Origin of the sequence: Telluribacter humicola (assembly GCF_017355935.1) — a bacterium.
Lineage (GTDB): Bacteria > Bacteroidota > Bacteroidia > Cytophagales > Spirosomataceae > Telluribacter > Telluribacter humicola.
Genome location: NZ_JAFIQT010000002.1, coordinates 1 through 25,557, shown reverse-complemented (window position 1 = coordinate 25,557; position 25,557 = coordinate 1). Strand labels below are relative to the sequence as shown.

The window sequence follows — 25,557 nt, the reverse complement described above, 5'->3', positions numbered from 1 at the left end:
ACTTTTGAAAGTATGATTAATCAATGCGGCGGGCATACAGGGTGTGGATGCGCATAAGCCGATGCAGACTCCAATCTTCCTGATCGACGATGACTTCGTAGCCCCGGGTCTGCAGGAAATCCGTCATGTCTGCCACGCGGTTGTGCAGGTCGTGTACCTCAATGACGAGCTGCCGCAGGCGGGGCCAGTCGTCGTCGTGCACGCCACGCAGTACATCCCATTCGCCCCCTTCTACATCAATCTTCACCAGATCTACCCGAGCGACTTGCTGCTCGCGCAGTACCTCAGACAGGGTGCGCAACTGGCAGGCCACCTGCCTGGTGCTACGCTTGAGGTACCCCAGGAGCAGCACTAGCGGCACCGACAGCAGCACCAACACCGGCAGACGAAGTCCCGGCGTGGTCAACAGTCGATTCAGGCCCCGCGCGGCCCGGGCGTTGAGCTGCCCGGATCGGGCCGCGTCAGCCACCATGGCCTGTACCCAGGCATAAGCCGAAGCCTGTCGGTCGACACCAGCCTCCAGCTCCTTGGAGTACATACCTGCCGTCATGCTCAGCGTACGGTTGAAAGCAAACGTGGCAGTGCGGGAGGTATCAGAGAGGCCAATGTTCAGCAGGTACGAGGTGGCAGCCGGGGCTACGTGGCGGGCCGCGTTGTGGCGCAGCAGCTCAAACATAGCGGGCACCGGCTCAACGGAGTAAATGGTGAGGTCTGGGTAGTGCTGGGCGAGGTAGATGGAAAACAAACCCAGGTTGGCCCCCACATCAAACACGCAGTCGCCAGGCTGCACTACGATACCGTGCTTGGCGTAGGCTTCGGTGGCGAATATTTCATGATAGAGCACCTGCGGCTCCAGCCGGTTGAAGGCTTGAACGGATAAGCCATTTGGCAAAACAACTGATTTCATAAGCGGTTCCGGGTGTTAAACGTAGGTGCGTTGGTCGATGGGCTCTTCGATTACCCACTCGCCGTTATCAGGCTGTCGGTGCATGCGGGGCCAGTTCTCTTCACCCATACCCCTAAACTGTTCACTCAGGAACGGAATCAGCCGGACGAAGCCGGGAATTACCTCTTCGGTATAGTCGGGCTGTACCTGACGCAGCCAGCGCAGCTTACGGGCGTGGAATACCTGCGTGTCGAACCGGAAAATGGCATTAAAGTAAAAACCGTCCTGAGGCGTAAAATCAGCCAGATGGTCTAGGGCTACCTCCGGGTGAAGAAGTACCTGCTCATACGTCTCCCTGCCCTTGCCCACAACGTGGTTCAGAAACAGGCCAAAGTGGAAGTAGGTCTCTATCTTCAGCTGAGGCTCCTGCTGCCCCAGGTAGTAGAGCTCCAGCCGTGCGGCCAGCATAAGCACCAGCTGATTCCAGAAAATCTCCAGGTTCCGTAGCTGGTCAAAGCTGTACTCTTCTTTGAGCTGCTCCACTACCTCCGGTAGCTCCTCCCAGCTACGTCCATCGGACCGTAGGCCCGGCAGAAACTTGTTCCAGAAGTAGTCTGCGGATAGGCTTAGTCCCTCTTCGGCGGTAGCCTGTACCAGTTCGGGTAAGGCTGCCCTTCCTATCCGATCCAGCTCCTGCATACGCGGACTCCACCGACGCCAGTATACCGCATCAAAATGAAAGAGCTCCGGCTGTGTAGATCGCTTTTTCTGCATATCAGTGTCCAGGCTGCGCGGGGACAGGTGGAGGCCAGCTACCTGCTTCACCCACCACTGCCCGGTGCTCCTACGCTCCGCCGGGGTAGTCGGTTGAAATCGGTACAGCATGACCCGCACGCTCTGAGGCGGCTCCGAAGCCGGGAAAGGTACCTTCCGGAAAATTTTATATACTTCTCTATTCCCCTCAAGAACTTTCTGCAGTACCCCTTCCAGGGAGGAAGCATGTGTAAAATCATAGGGATTGCCGGTACCTACTACTCCCCACATATAGTTGGCGTCGTTGGTACCAAAGGCGTCGTAGAAGATAGCATGGTCCCAGCGGGGATGGTAAGGAGCCACAAAGCGGGGCGGGGTACTCTCGGAGGTGGTAATGTACTGGTACTCGTACGGCTCCCAGGTTACGCCGTCGCGGCTCCCTTCAATGACGGGCACCAGCTTAATGGGTGGCGAACTGTAAGAGGGAAACACCCCGTACGAATGGGTAACCCGAAAACGGACAAGTACCCGGTAAAAGCTCAGCAGCCCTGCCATAAAGCGCGATTTGATAAAGAGCGCCGTGGGCCAGTGCATCCAGGTAAAGGTACACCAGGTATTGAAGAAGAAATTGAGGAAGCCGCCCGTTACCAGTACAAGCATGACTACACTGGTCAGTACATGACCCGGTGTCGCATATAGATCCTGAGCCTGTAAGTCAAAGATAGATGATTGCACATCCAACAGGGGCAGACACAGTACGATGGTCAGTATATTAAAAAAGCCAAAGTTACTGATGCCCTGGATACCTACCATGAGCAGGCTGATAAGCAGTGCCGCCACCAGGCGAAGCTCGCTACTGGAGAAGATAAAAAAAGGCGCTATGACCTCTACGACAAAGCTAAAGGTAAGGATAGCCTGAAAAAACCAACCCGGCAGACGGTACAGGTACCAGGCCGGATAAGCAGGCAGCGGAATATTGACCATGAAAGCCCGAAAGTACCCGGTATCGCGCAGATTAGACTTCCAGAACTTGAACTTCCCAAATCCAAATATCAGCCGGAACATCAACAGACGGAAGCCCCAGGCTACCAGCGGGTGCGGCAACACCGTCACCGATACATCAGGGAAATGATGTAATTCCGGCAGGAACAGGGCCAGAAAGCCCGCCTCCAGCAGCACACTGTCCCAGGGGTACGAAAGTGAAAGTGGCAGGTCAAACGACAGGTACACCAGCCAGCATACCAGCAGCGCCAGACCCGCGAATGGTCCGCCGTACATCACCACCAGCGCCGATACGCTTCCCAGTACCACCAGTCCTTTAAGAAAACGGTCACTGTGGTCCAGCCAAAGCAGCGTCGGGAAGTACAGCCACTTGCGCCAGCCGGGGTAGTCAAGCCGGATTTGAGCCAGCTTCGGCCCGATGGGCGAGGCACCCATCGAGCCGGCTAGCGGTAGTACCTGGTGGTACAACTGCACAATGGCAATAAAATAGATCAGACCCAGCCCCCGGAGCAATAGCCCCCATACGGTAGCCGGGTCCAGCAGAGCAGCCGGTAAAAAGTCCATAGCTTGGGAGCAACTCTTAGTAGTGGCGGTTGAGTACGTACCAGCTAAAGGCCCGGAGGCGGATCTTTACGGCCGAGTCAGGTACCAGTCCATCCAGCCTCTTCCAGGCTTCCTCGACCAGATCTTCGGCCTGCTGCTGACAGGCATCAATGGCTCCGCAGGCTTCCAGCTTTTCGATCACCGCACCAATGGTTGCACGATCTGCTGGCATGGAGCTTACCGTCAGCCACAGCCACTTCCGGTCCGGCTCGGACAGATAACTCATAGCCTTGGCCACGGGCATAGTTATCTTCCCGGCGGTGATATCTTCTCCCTTATCTTTAAGGTCATTCTTGAAGCCACGCAGGTTCAATACATCGTCAATAATCTGAAAGGCCAGTCCCAGGGCTTCAAAAAAGTCACCCAGACCGGCTATCTGTTCCTTTGTTCCTCCTCCCTGCATAGCACCCAGCTCGGCCAGCATACTAGCCGGCACGGCTGATTTCAGGCGATGAACCGCCAGAATACGCTTTTCCAGTTCCTGACTTTTTCCACTCGCTACCACTCCGGGCATAAGGTCATAAAAGCCACTGATATCAATGGACTGTCCGGCGTGAGCGGCCCGCATGGTCTCAAAGTACAGCTCGTACACTTTGAGCTTCAGCTCCGGCGTCAGGCGGTCGTCCAGCATGAGTATCTGCCCAATAAAGTAACAGGCGTTACCGGCGTTGATAGCCAGCGCCTCACCGTGCACTTCGTGGCAGGAAAGACCTCCCCGACGAATGGTCGAGCGGTCCTGTACATCGTCGATGATCAGGGAGCCAGTATGCAGCAACTCAGGCCATACCAGCCAATCCATAAAATTCTGCGAGTTGCCACCCACTACGTCCATACAGGCAAGTACTGCGTACGAGCGCCAGCACTTGCCCCCCCGGTCAATGATCTCGCGGATGGGTCGAATTACCCGCTCCACGTACCGCTCCTTGTCCAGGCCATTAAGGAAATGTTTGTTGGGTTCGCTGGCCACCAGCCGCAGAAACTGCTCATCGGTAGGCTCCAGCGGCAGCATAGCTTCCACGGATTTGCGGGTTTCCCGGGTGACGGCTTTGAAAAAGTCTTCCAGCTTCTCCACGTTGGCAAAACCACTTCTTTCAATAAATCCAATACCTGTGATAGCAGTCTCTCCGAAAGTACCCTCCGTCCGGATACGTCCTTCCCAGAAGGCTGGTTTTGATATGATGGTCATAAACTCCTGCTCCGGAAACTCCGCCTGAATCTGCAGGTCCACCCCCAGTTCGGGAATCTGGAGCTGCCAGTGGATGGGGTACCGGGTGAAGGTACGTGAGCTGGTCCAGATCCTGGTAGGTGTAAAGCTAAAGTCGGTGATGTTACGGCTGTTACCCTCCGGGTCAATGATGATAGCCCAGCGCCCGCAGCCTTCGCCCCCTTTGGTGTTGTCAAATAAGTCATAGCCCGATAGCTGATAGCCGTTGCTTAGCTGCAGGGATACCCAGTTCCAGGCGATGTCGTGGTGAATATCTACGTCAGGGCTTTCGCTGGTAGGCTTGCCAAACTCGTGGTCGTACCAGCCGCTACCTTCCACCTCATGTACCTGCTGGTCGGGGGTAGTAATGGTACCGTGTACCTCGCACTGCGGAATAAAGTAGTAGAACATGTCTTCTCCACCAGTACCTTTTACTACGCCATCGTCTCCGTGGCGTACCGGGTTGATCAGCGGTGTGAATATCAACTCGCCCGCAACGCCCTGCTCCGGATGATCCAGAATCAGCTGATAGGTACCGTCGTCCAGCTTCCTGAACCGGTTGGTATCATACACCAGGTCCAGCGTTTCTTTACTAACCTGAGCCTGCGCTTGCAGCATACGGTCCGGCAGTGGTACGTTACCCTTTTCAAATACTTCCTTCAGCGCCCGTTGCAGCAGCTTATCGGACGTATCTTTTCCTCTCTCTATCATTTTCAAGCCCTCCACCGGCGCCACCTGGTCCACTACTGAATCCATCAGATAGGTCTTTTTGTCTACATCTACCAGCGCCCAGGTAATGGAGTGCGCATAGGTAAATTGCTTCGTAACTTCATCCCTGCCAATGGCCATTCTGAAAAAGGAGGCAAAGAGGGAGAAGGTACGCCCCGTGGTACTGGCTACGTGGGCATTCTGGTACCACCACTCAATCGTGGACGAGTCATGGGGAAGGTCATGTACCTGCAGATCAATCGGGCCACTATCGGGCCAGTCGCTGGGATACGAATCAATTACGGGTGTAACTTGTACTTCGGTACTCTGAGGAGGGTTTACGGGAACAGACATAGTAGTAGAAATATTATATAGTATAGGGTTCTTTTAGTTGCATGATCAGGTCTATCTTATTGACAGCTTCCAGAATGGCTGTATGCCGGTGGCGTTGAATAGCACTGTGGATGGAGGGGTCACTGAGTACGTCCCGGATAGCCGGTACCAGGTCCTGCACCCGCTTCACTACTCTACCGGTACCTGATTGCCTGATCCACTCTTCGTTTCCTTTCTGTACCGGCTTCATTCCCCGGCTCTCAATAGCCAGCATGGGCGTATGAGTGATCAGTGCTTCGGTGATGGTCATGGCGCCGGGCTTACCCACGGCAAAATCAGCCAGATGCTGGTAGTGAATGGGCGTTTCTTTGAGGTAACTAAATACTACTTTGGGGTACGGTGTGTCGAGAGCAGATAGCTGCTGGTACAGCTTTTCGTTCTTTCCACACATAAACAGGATATTGGCCTGCAGCCGCTGCCGGGCCATCTCTCTGGCAATATCCAGCACGATGGCAGAGCCCTGCCCTCCGAAGGATACAAATCCTGTCGGCAGGTTTTCATCGAGTTCCAGGCGTCGTAGCTCGGCTTTTTTATCCAGATGGCTCTCCTGGTAGGATTCCGGGTCGGCTATCATGCCGCTGATGGAGTGTATGTACTGCTCGGGTATACCGGCCGCCCGGGCCTGCTCCGACAGGCGGGGAGTAGCATTGAGGTAGTGCTGCTCGACCAGCGGCGTAAACCAGTACCGGGGCTTAGCCTCTTCAAAATCTACCGGTATGGTTACACACTGTACCTCGGGATTGACCAGTCGGGCGCTGCGGTATAGTACCGGGTTGTACATGGGCGTTACGGATACAACCACATCGGGCACAAAACCCTTCCAGTACCCACTGATCCGTTCCAGCCCTTTCGGTCCCACCAGGTCATGACACAGCAGCGACAGATTGATCAGTCCTTTCAGATCAAATACTTTGTCCCGCCTGATCATCCAGTTAAAGTAGTTGATACCCTTGTGCACGATGCGTCCGAATGGCGGGTGGTAATCAAATATTTGGGTGATGTTGATAATGCGGGCGTTCCAATCAGGATGCCGCTGCCGGATTGCTTTCTCCAGAGCTACCGCCGAGGAACGATGTCCTGACGCTGCGTCAAAGAATACAATGGCAACGTTTTTACGATTGCTCATACAGGTACTAAATAGTCAAAATAGTAAAGTCAGGAAGTGGTGATAAGCAAGGGATGCTCGCTGAATTAAAAGTGCCGGCTGAGTACGAAGTACAAAGCGTGAAGTGTGTATAGACTGAAAGCAGAATCATTATATTAACTTATTTTCCAGACGGGCACAAGCTATCCAGTCTTACTGATTAGTCAGAAACGGGAAAGCCTTTGGAACGATTATCTTATGCCCAACAGGATAATATAATAATGTCAGTGGGGATAACAGGAAGTTGATGGAAGGGCCACATTGCACGGAAGTCAGCTACATGTAGTAGCTCTCCCTATCTCTACATATTCAGTATTTCATCAAGCGTTCTGCTACGCTACTGGCAAAATAATCCCATAATTAAATAAAATTACCCACATTTGAAAACCTTTCGATAATAAGATATTGGCTTTTAACAAACCAAACGGTGACCATAGCTCAACAAAAAAAGAGGCTTATAACCTGTATTCTAACAGGTTATAAGCCTCCCGCATCTACGACTAACTTTTCAAAAATATAAAGTCAATTCTTTATACAGGTACAGTAAGCAGGCTTGGCTACAGCATTACTAGCCGTTGTCCCTAAGCATCCGGATAAAAGCCTCATCGTATTCTTTGATGGCTTTCAGTAGTTCGTCCAGCTCTTTCTTCTCGGGCGTACCCGGCTTGGCGTTATAGATCTCCTCGACCCGCTCAGAGGCCTTTTCGTATTCGCTTTCGTTATTGATCTTGATCATGACAGGTCGTATTTTTTGTATAGTCTTATTCACCCGCTTCTCCACTAGCTCAGGACCACTGCCTGGCATGTAGTCCCTGCAGGGAAAGCTGTAAATTTAATACCTGAGTCAGAAAAAGATGACCTTTTTAGCTTCAACAGGTGTAAAAAATAAAAGCCCCGGCGAGCGGGGCTTTCTGATACCTACTGGTTAAAAGTTGGTATCAGCTTGTTTCAGATCCAGCTCTTTGATCCAGATGTTGCGGTAGAGCACGTTGTGGCCTTCGGCCTGTAACTTGATTCCACCGGGCGTGTCCGTGATACCCTTACCTCCGTCGTTGCCTCCGTCAATACCTGAGTTAGGCCCGCCCCATACCTGGTTGATGGTTTGGTTGGTATGAACCTTCTTGCCGTTAAAGTACATGGTCACCATGGCTTTCTCAGTGCGTTTGCCGTTCTCAAAGCGAGCCGCTCTAAACACGATGTCGTAGGCATTCCACTTGCCCAGGCCATTGTAGGCATGATAAGGCGATGGTGATTCGTTGATAACGGCCGCCATACCGTGCGAGGTAGTATCTCCATCAAGTACCTGTATTTCGTAGCGGTTCTGGAGGTATACTCCACTATTGCCGCCTGCCTCGGGGATATAGAACTCTACGTGCAGCCGGAAGTCCCGGAACTTCTCTTTGGTCACTATGTCAGCGGCACCGTACTTACCACCGGCTCCGGCGGGATCGTTGCTGTTGAGAGCCATGCCCTTCCCGGTCGGATCATTCACCACCGTCCACTTGATCGGCAGCGTAGCCGCCAGGCGGGGTCCTTCCCAGTAGGTCCACTTTTCGTCGAGCATCTTGCGGGAGCCGTCAAAGAGTACTTCTGCTCCCTTGACAGGCTTGGTACCCACTCCTACCTGGGCCTGTACATAGGTAATCATTCCCAGCCCTAGTATCAGGGCGGAAAACAGGGCAATTGCTTTCAAGATTGATTTTTTCATTGGTTTTTATTGGTAGAGTAATGAGTAGTTTGAATGTAGTGGGGCTGTATGTGGCTACACAGCTATTCCTTCTTTTTCTCCTATGGATCGTACATAGGTAGCCGCCTGCCGGTACTCCTCCTGCGTACGCAGGTGCTCAAGCATCAGAGGAATATTAGGAAGCTTACTCAGTTCGCTCAGGAAAACTCCATAATCAAGACTGCCCAGGCCCGGCTGACATTCGAAAAGCTGCGGTGTATAGGCATCTTCCTTAAGTATGATATCTTTTCCGTGGCAACTGCGGATATGCGGCCCCAGTTTCTTAAAGCACTCTTTGATCAGTTCGCCATTGCCATAGAAGGTTCGGGGGCTAACTACCAGGTTCATAGGGTCCATGTGTACCCCGAAGCGCTTGTGGTTGATGGCTTTGATGAGCCGCAGGTACGAATCGGCCGAGTCAGGGTAGGTCCAGGGCATGGGTTCCAGGGCGAAGTAGGTGCGCGTAGGCTTGACTTCGTTCAGGACCTTTCGGGTTACCTCTACGATCTCATCAAAGGTACCCTGCGTTATATTGTCTTTATGCGGCCCAGCCCACTGGACTGGATTTTTAGATCCGCTGATATTGACGCAGCAGTTGGCTCCTATGGCTTCCGCCAGGGCCAGTGAGTCCACGCATTTCTTAAAGGCCTCCTGCGCCATCTTCGGATCAGTACTTATAGGATTGCTCCACGCGCCGACCTCTGAGATGACGATGTCCGCCTTTTTGGCCGCCTGCTCATAGGCTCTGATCTCATCGGCCGGTGCCCCCGGCTGTACCGGACAGTAAGCGGCCCGGTACCCCTCATTTTTCAGAGCGGCTACCCACTCGTCAGGACTTTTGTACTTGTCAAATACGGGTCCACCCAGCCGGACAAACGATTTGGCACCAGCCACTGAAAGCCCCGGAATAGAAGAAGCCACACCGGCTAAGGCAGCCGTCTGAAGAGCTTTTTTAGTAAAAGTTCGGCGGTTCATAAGCAATGGGGGTAGAGAGTATTTCCTCTTAAAAGCAGCAACAGCTGTAAAGATACTTGTACCCATACTACAGTCCGAAGTTAGTCTATTTAGTAGTAGGTGCTACCTGTTCCGGCCTCGTTCACTATTTTTGCGGGATTAGCACAACATATCGATCCGGTTAGTGGTTGCTCTGTTATCCGATGTACCTTTATATTGACTTAACAGCTTCCTTATAAAGTCCCAGCCATCAGCCGTACCTGTTATAGCGCTTGCCTCTATTACTACTTTACGAATTAAATGGATCAAAAGGCCCTCTCTCTCATCATGCAACTCCCGATAGCCGTGGGGGTATTTCGCGGTAAGGAATATACCATTGAACTAGCCAATGATTTAGCGCTTGAACTTTGGGGAAAGACCAGAGAAGAAGTCATGGTCAGACCTGTTTTTGAGGTTTTCCCCGAACTGGTAAGTCAGGGCTTTGAAGAGATACTACAACAGGTAGTATACGAAGGCATACCTTTCAAGGCCAAAGAGCATCCCGTTGAACTGGTACGTAATGGCACCAGAGAAACAGTGTATATCAACCTCTCGTACGATCCGCTGCGCAATGACCAGGGAGCAATAGTAGGATTTATCGGAACGGGCACTGATGTGACCGAGCTTATACTGGCCCGCAAATACCGGGACGAAGCGTACTCTCAGCTACGCTTGCGCGATAGTATTGAAAGCGAAAAGCAGGAGTTCATGCAGCGTACGATTCTGGAGTCATTTCCCCTGATGGCCTGGACTACCCGGCCCGACGGTGTGGTAGACTACCTCAACAAACGCTGGTACGAGTATACCGGTCAGACCGAACAGGAGGCTCTGGGGAACGGCTGGGCCAATGTGCTGTCACCCCGAGTAGACGCCGAAGTTCTCGAAAAGTGGAAGCATAGTCTGAAGCATGGTGTCCCCTATGAGGCAGAGCTCCAGTACCGCCGCCACGATGGAGAGTACCGCTGGCACATCACGCGCGCCATACCGATCCGGGAAGGCAACGACATAGTTCAGTGGGTAGGTACCTGTACAGACATCCATGAGTTTATAGAGTTACAGAACTCCCTGAAGCTACAGTCCAGAGTACTCGATAGTATGGACGAAGGAGTATCCGTATCCGATGAGAATGGCTATATTCTGTTCACCAACAGAGCCGAAGACCGCATATTTGGGTACAGACCGGGAGAACTTGTAGGGAAGCACGTAACCGTTCAGAATGCTTATAGCCCGGAGGAGAACCAGCAAAAAGTAGCCTATGTCATAGAGCATATCCAAAAAAACGGCTACTGGAACGGTGAGTGGCACAACCGACGCAAAGACGGCACTGACTTTTATACCTACTCCCACATTACTTCCATCCAAAACGGTGGGAAAACCATGCTGGTGTGCGTACAGCGGGATATCACCGAAGAAAAACGCCGCAAGGAGGCGATTGACTACCAGAACCTCCTGTTTCGCACCATGACTGACAATGCGACGGCTACCCTGTTCATGATGGATAAGACCGGGCACTGTACATTTATGAATGTGGGGGGAGAAAAGATGTTCGGCTATACTCAGGAAGAGATCCGGCAGAAGCCCCTGCACTACCTCATTCACCACCACCGCCCCGACGGCTCCTTCTATCCCATGCATGAGTGTCCCATCGACCGGGCCTTACCCGAAAACTTTGATGTGCGGGCCCACCGGGACTTGTTCTTCCGGAAAAATGGTACATCACTCCCGGTCACCTGTGCCGCCAGCCCTATTTTCGATGAGCATGGTGTACCCATCTCAACGGTTATCGAAGTACGGGATATTACGCTGGAAATTGAGGCCGAACAAGCCCTGCGCCGAAGCGCCGAAGAACTGGAGCAGCTGGTTCAGAAACGGACCGAAGAGCTACGTGTAGTCAACGAACAGCTAAAGCAGTTTGCCTACGCCGCCTCCCATGATCTCCAGGAGCCCCTGCGTAAGATCAGTTTCTTCATTGACATGCTGCAGAACAATCTGGGGGATTCGCTGGATGAGCGTAATAGTCAGATCATCGATCGTGTTCAGGCTACTACCGGTCGGATGCGTGCGCTGATCCATAATCTGCTGGATTACTCCAACGCTACCCTGGGTACTACTGCCTTCGAGGAGGTAAATATAAATCAGCTGGTCGAGGGAGTAGTCAGTGATATGGAGGCTACCATTATCGAAAAGAACGCCCTCCTGGACATCCAGAAGTTACCTGTCATGAAGGGAGATGAACGGCAGCTACGACAGCTATTTCATAATCTGATTAGCAACGCACTGAAGTACAGCAAGCCTGGTGTCTCACCTAAAGTCTCGGTGAGCTGTAACACTATACCCGGAAAAGAAACAGGACTACCCGTGTCCGCCGAAGAGATGCAGAAGAAGTTTTACTTCATAACCGTTAGTGATAACGGCATCGGTTTTGAGCAAAAGGATGCGGATAAAATATTTAATGTATTTACGCGCCTGCACAGCAAAATGGAATACAAAGGTACCGGAGTAGGGCTATCAATAGTACGGAAAGTGGTTGATAACCATAGAGGGTACATAACTGCTGAGGGGCACCCGGATCAGGGAGCTACTTTCAAGGTGTACTTACCAACGTACTGACCCTACTGCTTATCCGGTCTCTGTCACTTTTATGTTTGTAACCAAAACATTCGTTAGCATATAATGATTATTTAAGTCCCCAATTATAATAAGTAATATATTATTTCAGTGATAGAGACCTCGGTAGATTTCAGGGCTGCTTTCGAAGCTATGCCTGGCATTAGTACCCTTTTACGGGCCAACTCCCCCTACTTTACGATACTGGCCGTTACCGACGGAGTTGTAACTTCAACGGGGATACAAAGAGAGGATTTGATAGGCAAAAATCTTTTTGAAGCTTTTCCGGGCGACCCGGGTGATCCTACCGGTGAGCAAGAAGCCCGTGCGTCGCTGGAATACGTGCTGGCGCATAAGCAGCCGCATGAGTTGCCCATACTTCGTTATGATATCCCCGAAGGGGATGGTTCCTACAAAGAGCGGTATTGGAAAGTATATCGCAAACCAGTCCTGAATAGCCAGGGCGAAGTACTCTACATCATCCATACAACCGATGACGTAACCGAGCAGGTGAAAGCCGAGCAGCGGGAAGCCAAGATCAAGGACATTGAGCGGGTCTACAATTTCTTTATGCAGGCCCCGGTCATTATAGCCATTGTCAGAGGGCCTGAATATACCATTGAGCTGGCTAATAAAGATATGCTCCACCTATGGGGACGGGGCCCCGAGGTCATAGGCAAGCCACTACTCGAGGCTATTCCCGAGCTGGAGCACCAGGGCTTTATCCCCCTGCTGGACCAGGTACGATTGACGGGCGAGCCGTATTATGCCTACGAAAGCCCCTCAACACTTATCCACGACGGAAAAGAAGAGGTACGTTACCTGGACTTTGTGTACCAGCCCTACTACGACGATCCATCCGAGCCTGTAGCCGCGGGAGTGATCGGGATGGCGCACGACGTGACTGAGCAGGTACTGGCCCGGCAACGGGTTGAAGAAGTAAATGAGCGACTGGACTTTCGTAATGCGCTTTTTGAAGCTGAGAACGAAGTCACACCCGACGGAGTACTTATCGTAGATCCCCAGGGAAACATGGTCCTGCACAACCGGCGGTTTGCCGATATATGGAACCTCCCACAGGATGTAACTGATAACAAAGATCGGGAAGCGGCCCTACGCCATGCCTTAACTATGGTGGCCGATCCGGCGAAATTCATTGCCAGTAATGAGCAGATGTACTCTAATAATGGTAAAAAAGCCTACGATGAAATACTCCTCAAAGATGGCCGGGTGATTGAGCGCCGGGGTACACCCATAATTGCCGAAAGTGGAAGCAACTACGGTTGGGCGTGGTACTTCCGGGATATTACTGACCGCATAAAGCAGGAACAGAAGTTCCGGAACGTGGTAGAGCAGGCTTCAGACCCTATACTTATTCTTAAAGGTGAAGATCTGATACTCGAAGTAGCCAATCAGGCTCTGTTTGAACTTTGGCAGGTGGGACCTGAGGTGATCAATAAGCCATTTCTGGAGATCCTGCCGGAGATGAAAGACCAGGTGTTTGTGGGGCTGCTTCTTAATGTATTACGTACCGGCGAGCCTTTCTATGGCAATGAGGTTCCGGCTGTTTTCAAGCGTAAAAATGGCGATATGGAAACCCGCTACGTCAATTTCAGCTATAACCCTTACCGTGAGGCCGATGGAACCATAACGGGAGTACTGGTGATGGCCAATGATGTAACCGGGCAGGTAATGGCCAAGCAGCAGCTTGTGGAGAGCGAAAGGAACTTCCGTAATATGATTCTGCAGTCGCCGGTAGCCATGTGTATACTCAAAGGTGCCAACTTTACGGTAGAGATCGCCAACGACCGCATGTATGAACTGTGGGGTCGGGGTGCCGACGAGCTCCTACGTAAACCTATCTTTGAAGGTCTACCCGAAATTAGGAAGCAGGGACTGGAAGACTTACTTACCCAAGTCTATACCACGGGTGAAACCTTCTGGGCCAGTGAACGGCCGATTAATCTACCCAGAGGCGGAAAGACAGAAACACTGTTTATCAACTTTGTATATGAACCTTTACGTGAAGGTGATGGTAGCATTGCAGGTATCATGGTCGTAGCCACGGATGTCACAGAACAGGTTCTGGCCCGGCATGAGATAGAAATAACAAATAAGGAACTGCAGTTTGTACTGGAATTCATGCCTCATCTGTTATGGCATAGCCTACCCGATGGTACCGTCAACTTTTTCAACCAGACTTACCTCGACTACACCGGTCAGTCTATGGAGCAGCTTTTGGGCAACGGCTGGTTTGACTTTATACACCCGGACGACCGGGAGACTACTAACCAGGCCTGGCAGAATGCCCTGGCGGGTAGGGGCAAGTATGTAATCGAGCACCGCCTGCGCGGCAGAGATGGCTCCTACCACTGGTTCCTGTCGCGGGGAGTACCCCTCCGGGACGAAGAGGGCAAGATCATCAAGTGGTACGGGACCTCGACTGATATACAGGACCAGAAGACGGTAGCTGAACTATTGGAAAGCCGGGTTGAAGAACGCACCCGCGAGCTGCTGGAAGTAAACAATACCCTGCGGCGAATCAATGCTGAACTGGAGCAGTTTACCTACGTGTCACACCATGACCTGCAGGAGCCCATCCGGAAGATTCAGATCTTTACCGAAATGGTAAAGTCAGATAGCTACGATAAGCTTACCGAAGCCTCCCAGAAGCGTCTGGACCGGGTATCAGCCGCGGCCGAACGAATGAGTGCTGCTCTGAAAGATGTCCTCAACTACGCCAGCCTCAACAAAGAGGAACAACCTGACCTCGTAGACCTGAATGAGGTACTGGAGGCCGTACAAACAGATCTGGAAGTAGTCATTAGTGAGAAGCAGGCTACTGTCTCGGTGTCTGCTCTTCCGACCATCCAGGCCGTACCCCGGCAAATGCACCAGCTATTCTATAACCTGCTGAACAATGCCCTTAAATTTTCCAAACCGGACTCCCTGCCCCTGATATCTATTTCCAGCCGCAGAGCGTATCCTTCCCAGCTCCCGGAACAGCCGGATCTGGATAGCAGCAAAGACTACTACGAGATCTCCGTCAGGGACAATGGTATAGGTTTTGATCAGGATTACGAAAGCAAAATATTCCTCATGTTCCAGCGGCTCCACAGCAAAGATACCTACTCAGGTACCGGTATCGGGCTGGCGCTGGCCAAGAAAGTAGCCCTTAAACACGGCGGAAAGATATGGGCCGAGAGCAAGACGGGGGAAGGAGCTGTGTTTAAGGTATTATTACCCGCTAATTCATAACAACATAGATACGAATGGGTTAATTCTCTTTATCAAGAGGCAACTACCCATTGATGATAGTATCGGTTAAGAGTATGAAAGAGGCCCCCCTTTACGTTTATTATCTTTGTTACAACAGTACCTTATAAGGCACATACCTCATTAATAGATATGTACCGGCAGTAGTTATGTTTTGCTGATTTTCCCCGTATGAGTTTCGAAAATTCCGATTCAGCCATCAAGCCTTCTGTAGATTTCAGAGCTGCTTTTGAAGTAATGCCTGGTAATAGCGCATTACTACTGGCCAATCCGCCTACCTATACTATTCTGGCTGTAACCGAAGACTTCGTCCGTACTACTCATATGCAGCGGGAAGACCTGATGGGAAAGGGCTTTTTTGAACCATTTCCCGAGAGCCCGGACGATCCCAATTCCACCGGTGAGAAAAATATACGTGCTTCTCTGGACTATGTCATCAGCCATAAAGTACCCCATCAGCTAGCTGTCCAGCGATACGATATACCTAACAGCGATGGTACCTTCACGGAACACTACTGGCGGCCGGAGCACAGGCCGGTCCTGAATCAGGAAGGAGAAGTTGCTTATATCATTCAAACATCCGTAGAGATTACGGATCAGGTCAAGGCGAAACAGCGGGAAGCTAGAATCAGGGATATTGAGAAGGCCTACAACCTCTTCATGCAGACCCCGGTTATTATCGGTATCGTAAAGGGCGATAAATATGTAATAGAACTGGCTAATGAAGAGCTGCTCCTCGTCTGGGACCGCACCAATGAGGTAGTGGGCAAGCCCTTGTTTGAAGCGCTACCGGAGCTACAGGAGCAGGGGTTCAAAGCCCTTCTGGATCAGGTACGTATAACGGGAGAACCTTTCTATGCCAATGAATTCCCCATTGATCTGGTCCGCAACGGCAAGCGGGAGTTACGCTACCTGGACTTTGTCTATAAGCCTTTCTACGAATCTTCAACGGACACGGTAGCCAGCGGCGTTTTTGCGCTGGGGCACGATATAACTGAGCAGGTCCTGGCCCGTCAGAAAATAAAGGAAAGCGAAGAGGAGCTACGCCTGGCCGTAGAAGCAGCAGAGTTAGGTACATTCAGGCTGGATCTTCAGCTTAATAAGGGTACCACTTCAGATCGTATTGATGAGTGGTTTGGACATAAAGTACAGGGATTTAGCCGTGAGGAAGGCTTCAATCCTATTCATCCTGATGACCGGTCTCTTGTAGATCAGGCCATTGATCAAACGCTCCTATCCGAATCGAACAGCCGCCATGATGTTACCTATCGGGTTATTCACCCTACTACCGGTACCATTCAACACCTGCGTTCATTTGGGAAAACGCTCTTCAATAACGAAGGCAAGCCCTACCTGATCCTGGGCATTATTCAGAATATAACACCTCAGATTCTTTATCAGAAGCAGATAGAGGAAAGCCAGGAAGCGATGAAGCGGTTTAAGTACATGGCTGATCATGCGCAGGACCCCTTTATCCTGATGCGCGAAGACGGCACCTTTGCCTACCTCAACCATAAAGCCCTCGATGCCTGGGGCTATACCGAAGAAGAAGCCCGGCATTTACGCGTCCCTGACGTTGATTTAATTTTTCATGACGAAAAATTCAATGAGGCATTTGCCCTGGCCCAAAGAGAGATTATCCCTCAGTTTGAAACCTTGCACAAGCGCAAAGATGGGTATATATACACCGTTGAGGTTAATATGGGTGGGCTGACTCTGGCCGGAAAACCACATCTGTTCGCTATCGCGCGGGATATAAGTACCCGAAAACAGACTGAGGAGGCCCTCAGGCAGAGCAATAAGCGCTTTGAACTGGTTTCCAGGGCTACCCAGGACTCTATCTGGGACTGGGATATCACCACCGGCCAGACCTACCGGGGCGAAGGGTTTGAAGAAATTATGGACTTTAAACAAACGGAAACACCTTCTAACCCGGACTTCTGGCATTCCTTTGTACACCCTGACGACGCCCAGCGTATTTATGAAAGTATACAGGACACACTGCAAAGTCAGGCAACCCATTGGGAGCAGGAATACCGCATCCAAAAGAGAAACGGTGAGTATGCGTACGTAAAAGACAGAGGGCTGGTAGTAAGAGATACCGAAGGGAAAGCCCTCCGAATGATAGGTGCGATGAGGGACATCTCCGAACACCACTACTACCTGGCACTTGAAAAGCTGGAAAGGGAGATTCTGCGGATGAATGTAGTGAAGGAAACAAACCTTCAGAAAATTGCTGAATACTACTTACTCCAGATCGAAGGACTGCATCCCGGAATGCTTTGCTCGATCCTGGAAGTAAAGAACAACAGAGTTTATAATCTGGCTTCCCCTAATCTGTCTCCGGACTACCTCAACTCTATTGAAGGGGCAGAAATAGGAGAATACGCAGGTTCCTGCGGTACAGCCGCCTATCTGAAAGAAAAAGTCATTGTCACGGATATACAAACCGATGTCCGGTGGACTGGCTATCATGACCTGGCAGCGAAGCACAATCTGGAAGCCTGCTGGTCACACCCCATACTGGACGCTAACGGAGCCGTGATCGCTACCTTTGCCTGCTACTACCGCGAACCCAAATCGCCTTCTGTACTGGAAGAGAATACCATCAAGCGGACCGGAAACATCCTGCGGGTGCTTCTGGAAAGCTACCGAAAAGAAAAAGCCCTCAGTGAAAGTAACAAACGCTACGAGCTGGTAACCAGGGCCACCAGTGATGCCATCTGGGACTGGAACATACCCGAGGACAAGGTTTACTTTAACGATGCTTACACGCAGCTTTTTGGGTATGATAACTCAATTCTGTCAATAGATATAGCCTGGAGTAGCCATATTCATGATGAAGATAAACAAAGGGTAACGGACAGCTTTCAGACGGCCTTTGCGGACTCATCGGTACTTGCCTGGCAGGACGAGTATCGCTTTGTCAGGGCCGATGGTACCATCGCCTATGTACACGACCGGGGTATTATTATTCGTGACGCGGAAGGACGTGCCACACAGATGGTAGGAGCTATGCTGGACATTACTGAAAGAAAACAGTTTGAAGCGACCCTGGCCCAGCGTGAAGAGCAGTTTCGGACCCTGGCCAACTCTATATTCCAGCTGGCCTGGATGGCCGACGCTGATGGCTGGATCCATTGGTACAACGACCGGTGGTATGAATACACCGGCACCACCCTGGAGGAAATGGAGGGCTGGGGCTGGGAAAAAGTACACCACCCCGACCATATCGAACGGGTAGTAGCTTTTGCCAAAGAAGCCTGGCCGAAGGGAGAGCCCTGGGAGCTTACCTTCCCATTACGCGGAAAGGACGGTACCTACCGCTGGTTCCTGACCCGTGGGGTACCTGTTAAAGACAAAGAAGGCAAAGTAACCCAGTGGATAGGTACCAATACCGACATTGACGCTCAAAAACAGGCTGAGGTACTCCTGGAAGAGAAGGTAAAAGAACGAACCCTGGAACTGGAGACTAAAACCCGGGAGCTGGAGCAATTTACGTACGTATCGCACCATGACCTGAAGGAGCCCATACGTAAGATCCAGATCTTCACCGAAATGATACGATCTGACAGCTATGATAAACTATCGGAAGCTTCGAAGAAGCGGTTGGATAGGGTAACTGACTCGGCCCAGCGAATGAATGCAGCCCTGACTGATGTGCTGAACTTCGCCAGCCTTAACCAGGAGGAACAACCCAGGCAGGTGGATATAGGAGTGGTACTGACGGCAGTACAAACTGACCTCGAACTGTTGATTTCGGAGAAGAACGCTTCAATTACAGTTTCGGATCTGCCTACGATTGAGGCAGTCCACCGGCAGATTCACCAGCTGTTTTATAACCTGCTGAGTAATGCCCTCAAATTTTCGAAGCCTGGTGTACCACCCGTTATCTCGGTTACCTGCCAGAAGTTAAACAGGGATCTGGTAGCCCAACACCCGGATCTTGATAACCGGAGGAGCTACTACGAGTTTGAGGTGAAGGACAATGGTATTGGATTTGGGCAAAACTATGCGGATAAGATTTTTGTCATATTCCAGCGCCTGCATAGTAAGGATGCGTATTCAGGTACCGGTATAGGACTGGCACTGGCCAAAAAAGTAGTTATGAAGCACGGTGGAAAGATCTGGGCTGAAAGCCGGGAAGGCGAAGGAGCTACTTTTAAGATCATACTCCCCTCCAATTGGTAAGTACAATACAGCTATAAACAACAAGAGCGGAGGACTTTATCCTCCGCTCTTGTTGTTTATAGTCAATACTCCTTTTTTAAATAAGGCTTTGGTCTCAGGAGTAGCCCTTTTATTATAAGCCTCCTTTTCTGAGCCGGCACTGCTTCCAGCGAAAACAGAAGTACTACTACCGCCACTACTATATTCCTTTCATAAGGATACTACAGATTCACTATTATAGCTACTTTAAAAATAAGCGTAATACGAAGCAGCTATCTGTTTAAATAAAATTTCATATCCGCTTCTGTTAAAATAGTATCAGATTAGTCTTTACATCTTAGACTATTCAATAAAATATAGAACGCACCGGGATAGTCACCATACGTTTACTTGTATTTCTACCCTTTCCGGTTAATATTTGTCCTACTACCAATTATACCTATGCTCCGACGCCTCTTCCTCCAAACCCTCGGTACTTCCGGCCTTCTGGGCGCTAGTCATCTGCAGGCTTTTTCTTCCCCTCCCGTCCCTTCTGATCGTACCTTATGGCTGGCTCATCTGGACAAGCTGGCAAAGCCGGTACTAGGTAATCTGGCTAATGATACTCTCAAGGCCAATATGCCCGTTGAAGGTAAAACAGATGACCGCCCCCAGTATACGCATCTCGAAGCTTTTGGGCGGCTGATGGCAGGCATAGGCCCCTGGCTTAATCTCAGTACTATATCCGACCCCGAAGAAAAGAAACTACATACTACCTACTTCCGGCTGGCCCAGCAGGCCCTTAGCAACGCGACCAATCCTTCGGCCAAAGATTTCCTGAACTTCAATAAGGGAGGCCAACCTCTGGTAGATGCCGCTTTCCTCGCACACAGCCTGGTCCGGTGCCCAGCCTTGTGGAACAGCTTATCTGACGAAGTAAAGGCCAATGTGGTAAAGGCTTTCCAGAGCAGCCGCGTGATCCGCCCCGGGTTCAGTAACTGGCTTCTTTTTAGCGGTATGATAGAGGCCTTCTTTGCCAAATATGGTTACGAGTACGACAAGATGCGGCTCGACTACGCCATTCGCCAGCACGAGCAGTGGTACAAGGGGGATGGTATGTACGGTGACGGCCCAAACTTTCACTGGGACTATTACAATAGCTACGTTATTCAGCCCTTCCTTGTCGATATACTGGCTGTCATAGCCCCCATGGATAGAACCTACCAGAGCATCCATGAGAACGTGACCAAACGAGCGGTGCGTTACGCGGCTATTCAGGAGCGCCTGATTGCTCCCGATGGTACCTTCCCCATCATTGGTCGCTCGATAGCCTACCGCGCGGGGGCCTTCCAGCACCTGGCCAATATGGCGCTCCTGGGGCAACTTCCTGAAGGGGTATCGCCCGCTCAGGTACGTTCAGCCCTTACGGCCGTCATTCGTAAAACCATGGAGCATCCGGATACCTTTGATGCCAAAGGCTGGTTGCAGATTGGGATGTATGGGCATCAGCCGGCCCTGGGAGAGCGGTACATCTCTACCGGTAGTCTATACCTGTGTGCCGAGGTACTGCTCCCGCTTGGGTTGCCCCAGTCGCACGAATTCTGGTCAGCTCCGGCGGCAGACTGGACATCCCGCAAAGTCTGGGGTGGTACGGATATTCCCGCTGACCATGCCATTTAGAGGCTAAAAAGAGAGATAATGACTTTTTAAAATTTTTACATTAATATCTTATAGTGTACTTTTAACGTTACCATAAAACTAAAACCCCTTCTTTTCTTTTCACTATATGAAAACCAGCGTTCGCATTCAGTTGATGGTCATGATGTTTCTCCAGTTCTTTGTCTGGGGAGCCTGGTATGGCCAAATGAGTAAGTACATGTTTACACAACTCGGTGCCACGGGCGGACAGGTAGGTAATGCCTACGCTGCTTTCTCTCTGGCTATGATTGTGGCTCCATTTTTTGTAGGGATGATTGCGGACCGCTACTTTGCTGCTCAGAAAGTACTGGGTGTGCTGAATCTGGCCGGAGCCGCGGTACTGTTTTTCCTGATCCAGACCCGGGATGCCGATACTTTCTTCTGGATGATCCTGACCTACTGTCTGACCTTTGCTCCTACTCTGGCGCTGACCAGCTCTATCGCCATGCAGCAGATGAGGAACTCCGAAACCGAGTTCCCTCCTATTCGGGTAATGGGTACGGTTGCCTGGATCGTGGTAACCAATATCGTAGGGTACTATGCTATAGGTGATAACGTAGCGATCTTCCAGCTTTCAATGTACTCGGCTCTAATCCTGGGTATCTTCTCATTCTTCCTGCCCAACACGCCTCCCAAGCCATCGGAGGGTACTTCGTTTTCCGAAGTGGCCGGTCTGGATGCGTTCAGGCTGTTCAAGGATCGTTCTTTTGCCGTATTCTTCATCTCATCGGTACTGATCTGTATTCCTCTTTCCTTCTACTACGCCATGGCGAACCCTTCTCTGACCGACTCGGGTATGGCTAACGTAGAAAACAAAATGTCATTGGGACAGGCTTCTGAGTTCTTTTTCATGCTTCTGATCCCGGTAGCTTTTACCCGCCTGGGTGTGAAGTGGATGCTGGTAGTAGGCCTGATTGCCTGGATCCTGCGCTTTATTTTCTTTGGCTACGGCGATGCGGGCTCGGGCGAATGGATGTTCTACCTGGCTATTATTCTGCACGGTGTATGCTACGACTTCTTCTTTGTAACGGGACAGATCTATACAGACAACAAAGCGGGCGATAAGATCAAATCATCCGCTCAGGGACTTATCACCCTGGCTACCTATGGTATCGGTATGGGTATCGGCTCATGGCTGTCGGGTGTCACTGCTGACTACTATACTCAGGATGGTCTGAAAGACTGGACCGCCATCTGGATGGTACCTGCGGCTATTGCGGTAGTAGTACTGCTCCTGTTTATCCTGTTCTTTAAGGATAACAAGACTAAAGCCCCGGTAAAGGAAGGCGAAGTAGCAGTAGCCTAACCGGCTTCTGATATATACTAAAAAACCTCCCGGCCCCTTATGGTTCGGGAGGTTTTTTAGTATGGGTGCTAGGGTTTAGTTTAGTAGGTATTAGCTTTGCAGCCTAATTAAAATGTAGTGCTTCGATAGTCCTTTACTCATGAAATCAGCGGTACATGCCCTAAGAGACTTTAGTATTTTACCTAATCCCTACTAGCTACTACCCATGCAGATCCTCTCTTATAATGTGAATGGCATCAGGGCGGCAATCAAGAATGGCCTGCTCGACTGGCTCAGCGATAAATCTTATGATGTACTGTGCTTTCAGGAAGTAAAAGCGACCCAGGATCAGGTAGACCTATCAGGATTTGAGGCCTTAGGATATCAGGTCAGAGGCTGGCACGCGGCCGAGAAAAAAGGATACAGCGGAGTAGCCATACTCTCCCGTCCTACGCCTGATCTAATGGTTGATGGGTGTGGACTCTCTATCTATGATTGCGAAGGACGCGTCATACGGGCTGATTACGGAGACATTACCGTTCTGAACTGCTACTTCCCCTCTGGTACCAGCGGCGATGTCCGACAGGACCTAAAAATGCGCTTTTTGGACGATTTCTTTGAGTACGCTCATACCCTACGCCAGACACGCCCGAATCTGATCATCTGCGGAGACTATAATATAGCTCATACGCCCAATGATATTCATGATCCGGTTCGTAATAAGAATACTACCGGCTTCCTGCCCGAAGAGCGCGAATGGATGACAAAATGGTTCGATAGTGGCTTTACGGATGCATTCCGGCACTTAAATCCGGAACTTACTGAATATAGCTGGTGGAGCTATCGGGCGGGTGCCCGGGTGAATAACAAAGGCTGGCGGATCGACTATCAGTCTGTGACAAACACATTGCGAGATCGTTTGGTCAACTGCCGCCAGATCTGCGACGCCGTTCATTCCGACCACTGCCCCGTCTGGCTAGAAATTAGCTAGTTGGAAGCCGAATAACATCGCTCTATACCCAAAGTTAGTACAGGTAGTACCAGGCCGGATTCGTTTAACTTTTTATACAACTACTTTGCACCGTTACTTTTTGATTTACAAACCCTACGGGATGCTTTCCCAGTTTAGCCGGGAAGGTGATAAACCTACGCTGGCTGATCTGGACTTTACGTTTCCAAAAGATATATATCCCGTAGGTCGTCTGGATGCAGACAGTGAAGGGCTGCTACTACTTACGAATGACAATCATCTGAAGACCAGGCTGCTCGAACCGCGTAACCGACACTACCGCACCTACTATGTACAGGTAGAGGGACTTATTACAGAAGAAGCCTGCGAAAAGTTATCACAGGGCGTAAGTATATCAATAAATGGGAAAACCTACCAGACCCTACCCGCCCGTGCTGTTGTCATTGAAGAGCCGCAGTTGCCCGAGAGGAATCCACCAATCCGCTTCCGGCAGAATATTCCTACCTCTTGGGTCTCTCTCTCACTATACGAAGGAAAAAACCGTCAGGTACGACGCATGACAGCCGCCGTAGGTTTTCCTACGCTACGGCTGGTACGCTGGGCCATAGGTAACACACTCCTGGATACAATGCAGCCCGGTGAGGTCAAAGAGGTGGAAGGAAAAGACCTGATAAAGAAGATCCTTTAAGTTTAGGCTTCGTCCGACTGCTCATTGATCATAGCGTCAGGATCAAAATCATCCGCTATAAGGTGTCTATACTGCTGAGCATGGGCATGAATATATTCTTCCATAAACAGGCAGTAGGGTCTGATTTTGATCCCTTCCTTGTCTGCATATTCAAGGGTATACTTAGCTAGAGCGGTCCCGTATCCTTTACCTTCTAACTCTACCGGGACCTCCGTATGATTAATAGCCATATCTCCCTTTTCCCACTCATACATCTGAACCGCATCTCCGTACTCTGTATGGATTACAAATTGCAACTTATCAGGTTCATGTATTACAGTATGATTACTTGCCATAGATTCTTACACAATATGTATTCCAGATCTTTTAAGTACTACACCTACTTTTCTTCCTCAAGAGCCATGAAGTTTACCAGTTCCTGCCGCTTATTAAAAATAGGCAGAATATGAACATCACAGGTATAGAACTGACCGGACTTGCGGTAGTTAATGATACTACCTTTAAATACTTCCTGCTCGGTCAGGCATTCCCTGATCTTGCTTCTAATCTCTGGCTGGGTCTTTTCACCCTGTAGAAAAGAAGGTCGCTTGTGGTACACCTCACAAAAAGTATACCCGGTCATGCGGGTAAAACCTAAGCTTGTCCAGATAATCTGCTGCGAAGAGTCCGTCACCACAATAGCTTTCTTTCTACCTCTCAGATAAGATTTAGCTTGATCTAAGTCATAAAGCCAATCTCTTTCCATCTGCATTGCCTGTAACTCTTCCCACTCATCCTGCCTGGTAGGCTTACTAAAAAACTCCATCCCCAGCAGTAAAGGAGTCGTTGTTCTGATACCGGTGAAGGTATCGCAGTTGGTTTTTGGTGAAAGATCTAGCATAGGTCAGAAGTATTTTTAAAGGTACCGTAGTAGTTTTCTACAAAGCATAGAAGAGTGTCTACAAATTGCACAACAACCTGTATATACCTTTTGTTAAAGGCAAGTTAAACAAGAAGGGCAAATTTTAGTTACTTCCTGAAAGTTTTCTAGCAAATGGTAGTGATAAGGGCTAAAAAAATCTGAATAGATGATACAGAAGCACCATAAAGCAAGAGCCCCGCTGGTAGACAGGGCTCTCTTTGTTGTTGCTGAAGAGTAGTAGTAGGCAGGTGTATAAACAGCAAAGGAGCCGCAGCGTTAGCTGTGGCTCCTGTCTTGCTTTGTGGGTTGTGGCGGCTTCCTACTTTACCGGGCGAAGACCCAGTATCATCGGCGGTGCGGGGCTTAACTTCTCTGTTCGGGATGGGAAGAGGTGATCACCCGCCCCATAGCCACCATCAGGCTCTGGGGTTGCATTGGCAGTGGGCTGGTCTTACCCAGCATCGCACATCCGTTGCACCATCATTGTTTCATGTACATGCAGAAGAAAGAAGAATAGAAAGAATAATATAGACAAGCTCTTGGGTGATTAGTACCACTCAGCTAAACGCCT

The 25,557-nt window shown here is 50.5% G+C and carries 16 protein-coding genes and 1 rRNA gene; 7 read left to right on the top strand and 10 right to left on the bottom strand.

Annotated elements, in window-relative coordinates; genetic code table 11:
* Positions 1–16: 16 nt before the first annotated feature.
* The 7 genes from JUB14_RS11030 to JUB14_RS11000 all read right to left on the bottom strand — a co-directional run bounded on the left by JUB14_RS11030 (position 17) and on the right by JUB14_RS11000 (position 9,394).
* A complete protein-coding gene (locus JUB14_RS11030) occupies positions 17–907 on the bottom strand; it encodes an FkbM family methyltransferase (RefSeq protein WP_207506018.1) in 891 nt (296 codons plus the stop codon).
* 15 nt (positions 908–922) lie between these two features.
* Positions 923–3,205 (bottom strand): lipase maturation factor family protein, encoded by a 2,283-nt coding sequence (locus JUB14_RS11025; protein ID WP_207506017.1) that lies wholly within the window; start codon positions 3,203–3,205, stop codon positions 923–925.
* A gap of 16 nt (positions 3,206–3,221) precedes the next feature.
* The gene (locus tag JUB14_RS11020; protein WP_207506016.1) at positions 3,222–5,510 is read right to left on the bottom strand and encodes a lipocalin-like domain-containing protein; all 2,289 of its coding nucleotides are present in this window, start codon (positions 5,508–5,510) and stop codon (positions 3,222–3,224) included.
* Positions 5,511–5,523: 13 nt separating this feature from the next.
* A complete protein-coding gene (locus tag JUB14_RS11015; RefSeq protein ID WP_207506015.1) occupies positions 5,524–6,675 on the bottom strand; it encodes a glycosyltransferase in 1,152 nt (383 codons plus the stop codon).
* Positions 6,676–7,261: 586 nt separating this feature from the next.
* Positions 7,262–7,429: a hypothetical protein gene (locus JUB14_RS11010; RefSeq protein WP_207507210.1), complete on the bottom strand. Its 168-nt coding sequence runs from the start codon at positions 7,427–7,429 to the stop codon at positions 7,262–7,264.
* A gap of 189 nt (positions 7,430–7,618) precedes the next feature.
* The gene (locus JUB14_RS11005; protein WP_207506014.1) at positions 7,619–8,401 is read right to left on the bottom strand and encodes a 3-keto-disaccharide hydrolase; all 783 of its coding nucleotides are present in this window, start codon (positions 8,399–8,401) and stop codon (positions 7,619–7,621) included.
* A gap of 54 nt (positions 8,402–8,455) precedes the next feature.
* Positions 8,456–9,394, bottom strand: a complete 939-nt coding sequence (locus JUB14_RS11000) for a sugar phosphate isomerase/epimerase family protein (protein ID WP_207506013.1) — start codon at positions 9,392–9,394, stop codon at positions 8,456–8,458.
* A gap of 279 nt (positions 9,395–9,673) precedes the next feature.
* Between JUB14_RS11000 and JUB14_RS10995 the strand changes: the two genes are divergently transcribed.
* From JUB14_RS10995 to JUB14_RS10965, 7 genes are all read left to right on the top strand, one after another.
* Positions 9,674–12,022, top strand: coding sequence for a PAS domain-containing sensor histidine kinase (locus tag JUB14_RS10995; protein WP_207506012.1), 2,349 nt, complete (start codon positions 9,674–9,676; stop codon positions 12,020–12,022).
* Positions 12,023–12,130: 108 nt separating this feature from the next.
* Complete coding sequence (locus JUB14_RS10990; RefSeq protein WP_207506011.1) at positions 12,131–15,277, top strand: PAS domain-containing protein; 3,147 nt, start codon at positions 12,131–12,133, stop codon at positions 15,275–15,277.
* A 189-nt stretch (positions 15,278–15,466) separates the two neighbouring features.
* Positions 15,467–19,486, top strand: a complete 4,020-nt coding sequence (locus tag JUB14_RS10985; RefSeq protein ID WP_207506010.1) for a PAS domain-containing protein — start codon at positions 15,467–15,469, stop codon at positions 19,484–19,486.
* A gap of 420 nt (positions 19,487–19,906) precedes the next feature.
* Positions 19,907–21,124 (top strand): DUF2264 domain-containing protein, encoded by a 1,218-nt coding sequence (locus JUB14_RS10980; protein WP_207506009.1) that lies wholly within the window; start codon positions 19,907–19,909, stop codon positions 21,122–21,124.
* 106 nt (positions 21,125–21,230) lie between these two features.
* Positions 21,231–22,448 (top strand): nucleoside permease, encoded by a 1,218-nt coding sequence (locus JUB14_RS10975; RefSeq protein WP_207506008.1) that lies wholly within the window; start codon positions 21,231–21,233, stop codon positions 22,446–22,448.
* A 205-nt stretch (positions 22,449–22,653) separates the two neighbouring features.
* Positions 22,654–23,418, top strand: a complete 765-nt coding sequence (locus JUB14_RS10970) for an exodeoxyribonuclease III (RefSeq protein WP_207506007.1) — start codon at positions 22,654–22,656, stop codon at positions 23,416–23,418.
* 121 nt (positions 23,419–23,539) lie between these two features.
* Positions 23,540–24,085, top strand: coding sequence for a pseudouridine synthase (locus JUB14_RS10965; protein WP_207506006.1), 546 nt, complete (start codon positions 23,540–23,542; stop codon positions 24,083–24,085).
* Between the two features lie 2 nt (positions 24,086–24,087).
* Here JUB14_RS10965 and JUB14_RS10960 read toward each other — a convergent pair whose 3' ends face one another.
* From JUB14_RS10960 to rrf, 3 genes are all read right to left on the bottom strand, one after another.
* Entirely contained in the window at positions 24,088–24,420 is a 333-nt protein-coding gene (locus tag JUB14_RS10960; protein WP_207506005.1) for a GNAT family N-acetyltransferase, read from the bottom strand.
* A gap of 44 nt (positions 24,421–24,464) precedes the next feature.
* Positions 24,465–24,965 carry a PAS domain-containing protein gene (locus JUB14_RS10955; protein WP_207506004.1) on the bottom strand — a complete coding sequence of 167 codons (501 nt, stop codon included), beginning with the start codon at positions 24,963–24,965 and terminating at the stop codon, positions 24,465–24,467.
* A gap of 327 nt (positions 24,966–25,292) precedes the next feature.
* Positions 25,293–25,404 (bottom strand): 5S ribosomal RNA (rrf, locus tag JUB14_RS10950).
* Between the last annotated feature and the right edge of the window lie 153 nt (positions 25,405–25,557).